General features: G+C 36.0%; 7 protein-coding genes. 4 read left to right on the forward strand and 3 right to left on the reverse strand.

Annotated elements, in window-relative coordinates:
• Positions 1–5 precede the first annotated feature (5 nt).
• From KKG99_16160 to KKG99_16175, 4 genes are all read left to right on the forward strand, one after another.
• Positions 6–1,202, forward strand: coding sequence for a carboxypeptidase-like regulatory domain-containing protein (locus tag KKG99_16160; GenBank protein MBU1014533.1), 1,197 nt, complete (start codon positions 6–8; stop codon positions 1,200–1,202).
• A 379-nt stretch (positions 1,203–1,581) separates the two neighbouring features.
• Positions 1,582–2,664 (forward strand): efflux RND transporter periplasmic adaptor subunit, encoded by a 1,083-nt coding sequence (locus tag KKG99_16165; GenBank protein MBU1014534.1) that lies wholly within the window; start codon positions 1,582–1,584, stop codon positions 2,662–2,664.
• Between the two features lie 4 nt (positions 2,665–2,668).
• Positions 2,669–5,716, forward strand: coding sequence for an efflux RND transporter permease subunit (locus tag KKG99_16170; GenBank protein MBU1014535.1), 3,048 nt, complete (start codon positions 2,669–2,671; stop codon positions 5,714–5,716).
• On the forward strand, positions 5,697–7,013 hold the full coding sequence (locus KKG99_16175; GenBank protein MBU1014536.1) for a TolC family protein: 1,317 nt from the start codon (positions 5,697–5,699) through the stop codon (positions 7,011–7,013). Before KKG99_16170 ends, KKG99_16175 begins: the two co-directional genes overlap by 20 nt.
• A gap of 172 nt (positions 7,014–7,185) precedes the next feature.
• On the opposite strand, the gene KKG99_16180 is transcribed toward KKG99_16175, so the two are convergent.
• From KKG99_16180 to KKG99_16190, 3 genes are read right to left on the reverse strand one after another with little or no spacing between them, the layout of a single operon-like run.
• Positions 7,186–9,759: a hypothetical protein gene (locus KKG99_16180; GenBank protein ID MBU1014537.1), complete on the reverse strand. Its 2,574-nt coding sequence runs from the start codon at positions 9,757–9,759 to the stop codon at positions 7,186–7,188.
• A 35-nt stretch (positions 9,760–9,794) separates the two neighbouring features.
• Positions 9,795–11,132, reverse strand: coding sequence for a PAS domain-containing protein (locus KKG99_16185; GenBank protein MBU1014538.1), 1,338 nt, complete (start codon positions 11,130–11,132; stop codon positions 9,795–9,797).
• Positions 11,122–12,492, reverse strand: a complete 1,371-nt coding sequence (locus KKG99_16190; GenBank protein MBU1014539.1) for a sigma-54 dependent transcriptional regulator — start codon at positions 12,490–12,492, stop codon at positions 11,122–11,124. The genes KKG99_16185 and KKG99_16190 overlap by 11 nt, the downstream gene beginning before the upstream one ends.
• Positions 12,493–12,505: the final 13 nt, after the last annotated feature.

Raw genomic sequence — 12,505 nt, forward strand, 5'->3', positions numbered from 1 at the left:
TTGTTATGAAGCGGTTAATTTATGTGTTCTTTTTTTTGCCGGGAATTGTGTTTGGCCAACAAAATATAACAGGCATTGTTTCTGATGCTAAAACAAAACAAGCCATACCACTTGCAACCGTTTATATAAATGGAACAACTGTTGGAACGACTACGGATAACGAGGGGGGATTTTCAATTTCAGTTAAGAGCATCCCATGCCAGATCGTAATTAGTCATATTGGTTATGAGCCAAAAGTTTTATCTGTCGAAAATCTCAAGGAAACTCATAAAAAAGTTGAATTATTTCAAAGGTTAGTGCAGATGGATGAAGTAAATGTGAAAGGTAAAAACTTGAGAACAAAAAATATCAACGAATTTAAAATGTGGTTTTTGGGGTTTGATGATTGGGGTAAGAATGCCATATTGCTAAACGATGAGGTTCTTTCTTTTAGCAGGGATCGGAAAAAATGGGGGATGAAAATAATTCCTGAAATTCAGGATGGGAAAAGTATTTTTTTAAGTGACAAAAGCTGGGTTTCCGGCGATGTTGAGTGGGCCAAAGATAGCTCCGAAATATTTATGAATAGAGCAATCAATCTTAAAGCAAGTGCTAAGGAACCTTTAAAAGTTAATTTGCCACTTTTAGGTTATACATTGCAAATTGAGCTGGTTGATTTCATCGTTCAATATGCATCTGAAAGTGGAGGTCTTCAAACTTACTTTTTGGGCTATTATTATTTTATTCCCAATAAAACAGAACGAGAAAAGGACCTGAAAAAATTTGAGAAAAACAGGCAAAAAGCCTATTTTAATTCAAGTCAGCATTTTTGCAGATCACTTTACGACAAAAAACTAAAGGAAAATGGGTATCAGCTTTTTGAGCAACTTATTGATAGCACCTCAAAACAAAAATCATACAAGGAATTTATAATTGATGAATATCTGAATTATCCCGAAAAAGATGAACTGCAAATTAGGGGCTTGAATAATAAGCATTTTTATCTCTTTTACAATGGTAATTCAAAAGGAGAGCCAAAAGATTTAACTACCCAAAAACCGAATGTGCCGGTTCAATCGGAGATTTATTTTTTAAGCGATACCTGTAATATCAGTAGAAATGGGATCATTCCCAATAGCAATATTATTTTCGGAGGTGCCATTTCAGAAAAGAAAGTGGGATCAATGTTACCCGAAGATTACAAAATTGGAACATCGAAATAATGAATACTTAAACATAGTCTCTCTTCAAATTGATCTTATTCGAAAAACTTTCAAGTTAAATATTTGAAGGATCGTTGCATTGATTTACAACCATTTTAGATATAAACATGAATTCTCATCAATATATGCATCACAATTGATACTACAGAAGTCTTTATTCGTGGTTTATTTTACTCTGTACATCGAAATTATTGGTTTACAAGGATTTTAAGCTGATTATTTAACAGTTTCTTAAAAGTTTTCGACAAAATAATTGTCTAATTTTGTCATTATCTGGATGAAAGTGTATATATAAATGATGAGGATAGGAAGATTCGTTATCATGTAACTTGCATCAAAAGGTAAAACTGAATTATTTTATTTCAATTATATCACTTTTATGAATAAAAATGTTAAACGTGGATTAACAATCCTAATAGTAATATTAATAGTTGGGATTATTGTATACCCCAAAATAAAACCACTTTTAAATGCAAAAACTGGAGATTCAGGAAATCCTATGCGAGGTACTGGTCGACAGATACTGAACGTCAGTGGTTATTTGATAAAGCCCCAGCAACTGAGCGAACTGGTCAAAACGACAGGGACTTTGCGACCTGATGAAGAAGTCGATATGGCTTTCGAAACATCTGGTAAAATTGTTAGCCTCATGTTCACAGAAGGAACGAGAGTTAAAAAAGGTGATTTACTTGCGAAAATAAATGATAAGCCTTTACAGGCACAATTACAAAAATTGCAGGCGACCAAGAAACTAGTTGAAGCAAAAGAATTCAGGCAGCGAAGCTTGCTCGATAAAGATGCCATTAGCCAGGAAAGTTATGATCAGATTGTGACCGAACTCCAAACTATTTCAGCAGATATAAACCTAATCAATGCCCGAATTTCTGAAACTGAACTTCGAGCTCCATTTGACGGAATTATTGGTTTGCGTTATTTAAGCGAGGGAGCTTATGCGAATTCATCTACAAAAATTGCAAAGCTTATTAAAATTACTCCATTAAAAGTTGAATTTTCAATCCCTGGTAAATATGCTCAGGAAATAAAAATTGGTTATCCAATAACTTTCAAGGTAAACAACAATATTTATGATGCATCTGTTTATGCTGTTGATCCTAAAATTGATATTGAGACCAGAACACTGGTGCTCCGAGCGCTATATCCAAATAAAAATGAAGAACTTAAATCCGGAAACTTTGCTGAAATCACATTGCAGATGTCAAAAATTGAGGATGCAATTTCAATTCCTACTGAAGCCTTGATTCCTGAAATGGACGGTGAAAAAGTATTTGTTTACAGATCGGGAAAAGCAAAATCAATAAAAGTTGATATTGGGCTAAGAACGGCTGCGGAGATACAGATAACTAGTGGCCTCAAATTTGGCGATACTTTATTAACAACAGGAATACTGCAACTAAGAGAAAACCTCCCTATAGTTCTGGATACACTCTTGAATAAAAATTAAAACTATGAGTCTTTCATCAGTCAGTATAAAAAGACCCGTTCTAGCAACGGTAATGGCATTGGTAATTTTACTGTTCGGATTTGTCGGTTTGACCTATTTGGGTGTTCGTGAATTCCCAAGTGTTGATCCGGCGATTATATCGGTAAGTACCTCATACCCGGGAGCAAATTCGGATGTTATCGAAACTCAGATTACAGAACCACTTGAACAATCTATCAATGGAATACCCGGGGTTCGTTCACTTACTAGTTCAAGTAGCCAGGGAAATAGTAGAATAACGGTTGAGTTTGAACTATCCGTGGATATGGAAACTGCTGCTAACGATGTAAGGGATAAGGTTTCTCAGGCCATGAGAATGTTACCACGCGATTGTGATCCATCTACAGTATCCAAAGCAGATGCAGATTCAAGTCCGATCATGTTTATAACCGTTGGCAGCAAAAAGAGATCACTACTTGAGATTTCAGAAGTTGCAGAATTAACCCTGAAAGAACAACTTCAAACAATATCCGGGGTTTCCAGTGTAATGGTTTGGGGCCAGAAAAGATATGCCATGCGATTATGGCTCGATCCTGTTAAACTTGCCGGATATAAACTCACCCCTCTGGATGTAAGAAATGCAATCAATCGCGAAAATGTTGAATTGCCTTCCGGGTCCATTGAAGGTGATAATACACAGTTGACCATTCGCACCTTAGGATTAATGACTACACCCAAGGAATTTAACGATTTGATTATTAAACAATCAGGCGATCAGATTGTTCGTTTTCAAGATATAGGCCGTGCTGAATTAGGACCTGAGGATTTAAGAGGAATCCTTAAACGGGATGGCATTCCGATGGTTGGTTGTGCCATTGTACCCCAACCGGGTTCTAACCATATTGATATTGTTGATGAAGTATATCGTCGACTCGACTATATCAAAAAGGATTTAGCAGAAGATGTTGAAGTAAAAATCGGATTTGATAATACCCAATATATTCGCTCCTCAATAAAAGAGGTAAAAGACACTATTTATATTGCTTTCGTTCTGGTTGTTATTATTATTTATTTCTTTTTGCGTAGCTGGCGTGCAACCTTAATCCCGATTTTAGTAATTCCCGTTTCATTGATTGGATCTTTCTTCATCATGTATCTTGCAGGGTTTACAATAAATGTTTTAACTCTTCTTGCCATTGTTCTTGCAATTGGTATAGTTGTGGATGATGCCATCGTTGTGATGGAGAATATTTATGTAAAAGTTGAGGAAGGAATGAGCCCACTTGAGGCTGGTTTGCAAGGATCAAAAGAAATTCATTTTGCCATTATTGCAACCACCATTACCCTTATTTCAGTGTTTTTCCCGATTGTGTTTTTAGAAGGTTTAACCGGAAGGCTTTTTAGGGAATTTAGTATAGTGATGGCTGGTGCTATTGGGATTTCAGCCTTCCTTGCATTATCGCTTACCCCGATGGTATCAACAAAATTATTAAAAAGAGAGACTAAACATAGCTGGTTTTTCCGAAAAACAGAACGTTTCTTTGATAATCTTAATGCCGGATACAAAAGAAGCCTGAATAAATTTTTGGAAAGACGTTGGATTTCATTCTTAATTGTAGGTGCTTCCTTTGGTCTGATTATTTTTCTTTGGAAAGTTATTCCGGCTGAAATGGCTCCTCTTGAGGACCGTTCGCAGCTTTCAGTAAATACTTCTGCGTTTGAAGGCGCAACTTATGAATTCATGCTTGCATATACTGATGATATTGAGAAAGCAGTTATTGAGGAGGTTCCTGAGTTGGATGGAATTACCAATATGATTAGAGGTGGTGGTTCGGGGAATATTACGGTGATGTTGCCAAAACCGGATAAAAGAGAACGTTCTCAGCAAAAAATAGCAGAAGACTTGGCTGAGGTACTCAGAACAAAAACCAAGGCGAGAGCCTTTGTCAATCAACAATCTACTTTTGGTGGAAGACGTTCCGGACGACCAGTCCAGTATGTTCTTCAGGCAACATCAATTGAAAAACTGAGGGATATCATTCCTCCTTTTATGGCTAAAGTAATGGACAATCCAACTTTCCAACAAGGGGATGTTAATCTCAAGTTTACCAAGCCTGAATTGAGGATACACATCAATCGTGAAAAAGCAACATCTTTGGGCGTTTCTACTCAAAATATTGGGCAAACCCTTCAATTAGCATTAAGTGGTCAGCGATTTGGTTATTTCTTTATGAATGGGAAACAGTATCAGATATTGGGCGAACTTGAACGAAATGACCGAAACAAACCATTAGATCTCCAATCATTATATGTAAGAAATAATGCTGGCGATATGATCCAGTTTGATAATCTCGTTACTTTTTCTGAAGAAACGGCTCCTCCCCAACTCTATCGTTATAATCGATTTGTAGCCGCAACGATATCGACAGGTTTGGCTAAAGGAAAAACCATTAGTGAGGGTCTGGAAGAGATGGATAAAATTGCTGCTGAAGTGCTTGATGATACTTTCAGGACCGCTCTGGCCGGAGATTCGAAAGATTTTAGAGAGAGTTCGTCGAGTTTGATGTTTGCTTTCGTACTAGCGTTAATCTTAATATTCTTGGTTCTTGCTGCTCAATTTGAAAGTTTTAAAGATCCACTAATTGTGATGATGACTGTGCCATTAGCGCTTACAGGTGCCTTGATTTTTATGTGGTACTTCAATATAACCATGAATATTTTTAGCCAAATCGGGATTATCATGTTGATTGGTCTGGTTTCAAAAAATGGTATTCTAATTGTTGAGTTTGCCAACCAACGAAAACAAGCCGGGATGTCGAAGATAGAAGCTATCAAGTTTGCTTCTGCTTCACGTTTCAGGCCTATTTTGATGACCAGTATGGCTACGATATTAGGTATTGCTCCTCTGGCGCTTGGATTTGGTGAAGGAGCCCAAAGTCGTGTTGCAATGGGAACTGCTGTAATTGGTGGATTATTAATTTCTACTTTTTTAACGCTTTATGTAGTCCCGGCTATTTACACATTTATTTCTAGTGAAACAAAAAAGTCTAAAAATGAGATTAATCTATCTTAGTTTATTAATAATTTCGTCCTTTTCTGCGATTAATGCTCAAACTGTATATGGGCTAAAAGATTGCATTGGAATCGGGTTAGAAAGAAATTTTTCTTTACGTGTTGCCCGTAATAGCGAAACTATTACAAAAAATAATAATACAAGGGGGAATGCAGGCTATTTGCCAACATTGGATTTTAGCAGCAGATATAGTGGGACTCTCAACAATACAACTTCAAATCCGGTTGAAGGGGAACAAACAAAAACAAAGGGTATAAATAATACGACTACAAATGCTGCATTAGCTATGGGTTGGACTATTTTCGATGGGTTCAATGTTCAAACCACATATAAAAAGCTGGGTGAATTGGAACAACTCGGGGCTTTAAATACTCAAATGTCAGCAGAAAACTTGATTGCCAATATTATTTCTGGATATTATAATTATATCCAGCAGGTTCAGATGCTGAACAACATGAAGTACGCGATGGAACTTTCAAAAGAACGTTTAAGGATTGATGAGGAAAGATACCTTCTAGGTTCCAGTTCAAAACTACAGGTTTTGCAATCGCGTGTTTATTTAAATGCCGACAGTTCAAAACTTTCTAAACAATTTGAGATAGTAAGAACAGTCCAAATTGGATTAAACGAACTTATGGCCGTTGAGGATTTAGGCACTGAATTTATAACAAAAGATGCCTCTATTGAAGTAATACAACTGTTTATGTACGAAAAATTGTTAGAAGAAACTCTGATGCGCAATACCAGTCTTTTAATTGCATCGAAAAATAAGGTAGTTTCTGAATATGATTATAAGCTGATAGAATCAAGGTCATATCCATATCTGAATTTATCATCCGGATATAGTTATAATTTGAATACTTATTCAAATAGCACAAATAAGAATCAAATTACCAATGGTATGAATTATGGTTTGACACTTGGGTTGAATTTGTTTGATGGATTTAATCAGAGAAGAAGCTTGAATAACTCTTCGATAGAAATTCAAAATAAAGAATTGAAGTATGCAGAAGTTGAGCAGGGTGTAAAAGCTGATCTGATTAGTATTTACAATGCCTATATTAATAATCTGAGACTTATAAATTTAGAAGAGCAAAACGTTCAAACCGCTTCCGAGAATCTTGATATCGCATTGGAAAGTTATAAGCTTGGAAGTCTTTCAGGACTAGAGCTTCGTGAGGTTCAGAAGAGCCTTCTGGATGCTAAGGACAGATTATTTTCTATTCATTATCAGGCTAAACTTGCGGAGATCTCATTACAACTCATTTCTGGTAATATTATGGCTTATTACGAATAAGCCAGTTTTCTGATCGTATAAGGGACGCCATCCGCCAATTGGCGGATGGCGTCCCTTTTTTTCTGATCAATTTGGCATTTTGATACATCCCGCTAATGCATGATACTTAATTCCCAATTTATTTCACACCCTGAGTGTCCCGATTTTTATCGGGACATATCGAAGGGTGCTTTTAATTCCCTTTCCGAAACCCTATTTCATCTAAAATAATTATGGCTTTTGTGGTTTTATTGAAAATAAATTTGATCTGCTCCAGATTTTCAATTGAGATTTCTGGATTTTTTAATTTAAATAATTCCATCGGTATAGTAACAGTTTGCAATACTGGTTCGCTGGATTTGCCAAATTCCTTCTCAAATTTTTTGTACCTGGTATATACGATCTCAAGAGGAGGCATGATTGAAATAATTTCGGAAACCGGAATTGATGAAACATGGCCATCTGTATCTCTTAACTCAATCGTGAAATCGACAGGAATTTTAGCCTTGTCTTTTTCATCATCTTTCTTTTTATCCGTTTTCTTGTCATTTTTCTCATCCTTGTTTTTGTTCACATTTTTATTTTTGTCCTGGTTCTCATTGGTATTCTCATTCTCCTTTTCAGCTTCATCACTGTTGTTCTCATCATTGAACGACCAGTTTTCTTTTTCTTCGGCTGTATCCAAACTATCATGTTTAGGCACTTTTTCATCAAGCTGGGCAACAGAAAATATCATTGTTAAATCTGAACTCTTCAATATTTCGAGTTGAGCTGTTTTCGGTAATTTTAATGAATAAAAAGGATAAGTTTTGTTTGAATCGCAAGCATTTGGCTCTTGTATAGTATCCGTTTCAAGAACGATTGAGCTTGAATCAGAATTGATAGAATCCTTTTTAATTTCAGGGTTTTCCCAGCCCAGAAATACGGTTTTATTTTGACGAAGCCCGCTTCCTTTCCTGAAACCAAGATCTTTCTCTTTCCAAATCCTTAATTCTTCACCCAGAAGTCCGCCACCCTTCATGGTTGTTGTGGTTACATCGATGTCTTCATCATAGTCAGCAATAATCGTTGTTTCTGAATCCTCAAAACGATTAATGTAAAGCGTTTCAGGCAACCACTTTTCGGCATTGCGGTAATCTTTAAATATTGGGAGGTACGACTGATTTCCTTTTAAGGTCATTTCCAGAAAGGCACCCATGTAAACCTTGGCAATTTGCCTTTGTTGTTCTCCTTCTAGCAATGCTTTGGTGTTCAGGATCAATGCGCCTGGCATGCCACTATCATGATTTCCCCAAACGGTGTTGAATTGCCCGTGATTGGCCCGGTAGATGTAAATCGAAGTTTTGAATTTATAAGTCCCATCATCAAATTTTATTCTCTTAAATTGCTTGTCACCTGAAAAGGAAGAAACATCCGAATCATGAGATCCATGAAAGAGTAAATAGTTAATGTTTTTAAGTGGAGTAGGTTGATCTGATGGTTGATACTGTCCATCAACAGGTGCAATGGCAATAATTGATTTAATGTTAAAATTGAAATCGAATTTAACCTTCGCATCATCCGGATAATGAGATAAATTATTAAATGAGGCAGCAATAGCAACAGCTTCTCCACCTCTCGAATGTCCGATCAACGAAATATTATCCATATCAACCTTGTCATAGAAGGGATTTTCCGGATTTTTTACCCATTCTCTCCAAACCGATAAATGCTTCAGTAGAACCCAACCCCGTGCATCGCTTTCGGTTTTATAGTTTTGGGTCCAATCGCCATTTAAAAAGTTTTCATCCACCGAAACAAATATATAGCCCTTACTTGCTAAAAATTCGCCCAAATAGGCATAGCCCGGATCGGAATATTCGCGCATACTATGGTTCCCATGTACGATCAAAACCAAGGGGAATTTCCCTTCTGCATCCGGAAACCAGATCCTTCCGTTAATTGGGAATTTGGTTCGGTTGAACCCCCAGAATTTCAACCTAAGTTTATTAAATCGTCCACTCAATTTATTTACAAATGGTTTGGCATTTACACTTTCCGTAATGATTTGGGCCTCCTTTCCGAAAATATCCCGTCTATCTTTTCCGCTTCCATAACTGGTGGTTTTTACCTCATATTCTCCATTGAGTGAAGGATTGGCAACGTTTTGAAGTTCCCTTGACTGATATTTGTATTTATCAACTTTAATAAGACCTTTTTCGGTACCTGTTTTTCCGATCCAAATAATAAAAACAACAATGCTTGCAAAAGAAATAAGAAAAGCTACAAGGACAAACACTTTACTTAGTACTTTGATTTTTCTAAAACCGCCAAAGAAAAATGCATAAATTGAACCTCCCAAAAGGGCAAAAGACAAATACACCCATACAATGAATGGAAGTGCATTCACTGAAGATTCTGAAAAAAGTATCAGTGTAATAAATCCTGCGATAAATAAACCGCCATATTTTATTGGTATTTTTGATACAATTTTTAAAACGAACCTGATACCTAAAGTTAGAAGTGCCAGGCAAAGCGCACCAATTACAATTCCGATGGTAATGTCAAAAAGAATCCCTACACCTGATTTAAGGGTAATTGCAGCCAGATATCCCAGATAAACAATAATTGCGAAAAATATGGACGCGACTGCACCCTTTTGCGTGTTCAATGATGGTCCATTCTTGACCAGCCATTTTTGAAATTTTGTAAAAATTCGTTTAATAAAACTCCAAAATTTCTTAGCTATTTTCCTGATTTTTTTAAAAAGTTTACGAACGCTTTGCATATTGAGATTTTTTTAATTGCTATAAATTTAACGATTTAGAACTTAAGCGTGAATGTACTTCCAACATCTTTTTTTGATTCGACCGAAATGGAGCCTTTGTGCAATCGCATGATTTGGCGAGAAAAACTCAACCCAATCCCGCTTCCTTTTTCTTTAGTGGAGAAAAATGGGATAAAAATCTGGTCGATGATTTCATCATCAATTCCTTGTCCGTTATCGGTTACTGTGATGATGGTATTTTGTTCTTTAAGTTTAGCGCTTAAAATAATTTTGGCTGGTTCAGTTTTCGATGTAAAATATATGGAATTGTTGATCAGGTTAATAAGCACTTGTTCAATTAGTTTTTGATCGGCAAGAATTTTCAAATCATTTTCCACAAAAGCCTTGAATTGTATGTTTTTTTGATTGAATTCTTCTGCAAAAAGAGTTTCCATAGTTTCAAAAAGCTGACTGATTTTTAGTTCTTTAAATTGAGGAGCAGGAATTTGCATCGACGAGCGGTAATCTTCTACAAATGATGACAGGCCTTTACTTCGGCTTTGAATAACCTTCAGCCCTTGAAGTAAATCTTTGAAGTTTTCCTTCCCAAATCCTGAAGATTGATTCTTGTTTCTTTCAATATTATTGATTAACCCGGAAGAAAGTAAAGTAATAGGACTAACCGAATTTAAAATCTCATGTGTCATTACCCTAATCAATCCTTGCCAGGCTTCCATTTCGCCTTGTTCTATTTCATTCCGGATATCCTGGATGGACACAAGTATAATGGTTTTTTTATCGATTTTGAAATTTGTGGCATGAAAAGATAATTGCTTTAAATCGTGGCCAATTTTAAGTTTTATAAGTTCAGGCGTATTTGGCTTAAGCTTTTTTAAAGTTTCATCAAATCCGGATTTAATTTTATTTAATGCCTCGATGTTTATAAATACCGGAAGACCTAGCAATTCATTGGCAGCCTTGTTGCATAGATGGATATGACCATTTTCGTCAAAGGCAATAATTCCAACCCCAATGTGCTGGATGGTTGCCTGAAAAAATTGATATTCAGTTTCTTTTTCAGCCTTAATTTTACCAAAGGCATTAATTACCTCTTCGAAACTTTGATAAAGCTCGTTAAACGGACTTTTAGCATCTTTATTAAACTTTATCGTTGTATCGCTATATTTGATGGATTGAAGAAAACGGTTCAATTCACGATTGATTTTCTGAACGTATCTGATTAATAATATAATTTGAATAAACCATAATAGGATTAACGAATACCTTGTAATTAACATGTATTCCATCGAATAAGTCCAAACAAATAAACTGGTATTGAATCCGATCAAAACTACCTGTAGGATGATCGAAAAGTTAAAACGATTAAAGGTCATATTTTTTCATTTTATCGTAAAGAGTAGAGCGGTTAATACCAAGTTCTTTTGCCGTGAGGCTCATATTTCCTTTAAATTTTTGAATCGCTTTTAAAATTATTTGCTTTTCATTTTCAGCCAAATTCAGAGATTCAACATCCATGTTTTTAGAAGTTGTTTTCCCACTAAATGATAAATCGTTGGCCATAATCTGTTCCGCTTCTGTCATAATTACTGCCTTTTCAATGGTATGCTGAAGCTCTCTGATATTTCCGAACCAGGAATGTTTTTTCAATTTTTCAATGGCTGCTTTGCTGATCGAAATTGGTTTATTTTTATATTTCTGCGCATAGAGGTTTAGAAAATGGAGGGTCAAGTTTTCTATATCAGCGGAACGTTCGCGTAAAGGCGGAATCTCAATTTGAATGGTATTGATGCGATACAGCAAATCTTCGCGAAAGCTATTTTCGTCAAGCATTTTATAGAGGTCCTTGTTGGTGGCACAAATAAGACGGATATCAATCGGAATTGTTACAGATGATCCCACCCTTGTAATTTCCCGGTTTTGAATAACCGAAAGCAATTTGGATTGCAGATGAAGCGGTAAGTTACCGATTTCATCCAAAAACAAGGTCCCTCCGGATGCAATTTCAAATCTCCCCGTCCTGTCTTCATTTGCATCTGTAAACGCACCTTTTATATGTCCAAATAATTCTGATTCGAATAAACTTTCGCTAATAGCTCCCAAATCAATACTCACGAAAATCCCGTCTTTTCTTTTTGAAAGTTGATGAATTTCACGGGCGATTACTTCCTTGCCTGTGCCGTTTTCACCTAAAAGTAAAATGCTTGCTTCGGTTGCCGAAATTTTTTTAATGGTTTCGATTACTTTCAGCGTTGAGGGAGAGGACCCATGAATAAAATGAAACTTTTCTTGAATGCCTTCGGTCAGGTGCTTTTGTTTTGATTTTAACTGACTGATTTCCTGTTTTGATCTTCGCAATTTATAGGCTGCCATCACCGTGGATAGAATTTTCTTTTCATCCCAAGATTTTTGGATGAAATCAGCAGCACCTTCTTTTATGGCTTTTACCGCTAATTCAACATCGCTATATGCAGTAATGAAAACGATGCAGGCATTCGAATCAATTTTTAAGATTTCATTCATCCAGAAAAAGCCCTCGTTCCCAGAATTAATTCCAGCCGAAAAATTCATATCCAAAAGGATAATATCAAAATTATCTTTAACTAAAACAGGGATCAGATTTGGATTTTTTTCCGTTACAATTTTTGAAAAATGAGGAGCCAGAAAAACCTTCAGTGCCAATAACATTTCCTCATTGTCGTCAATAATTAAAATGTTCCCATGTTTATTCTCCATATTTAGATTTAAA

This window comes from Bacteroidota bacterium, assembly GCA_018816945.1.
GTDB lineage: Bacteria > Bacteroidota > Bacteroidia > Bacteroidales.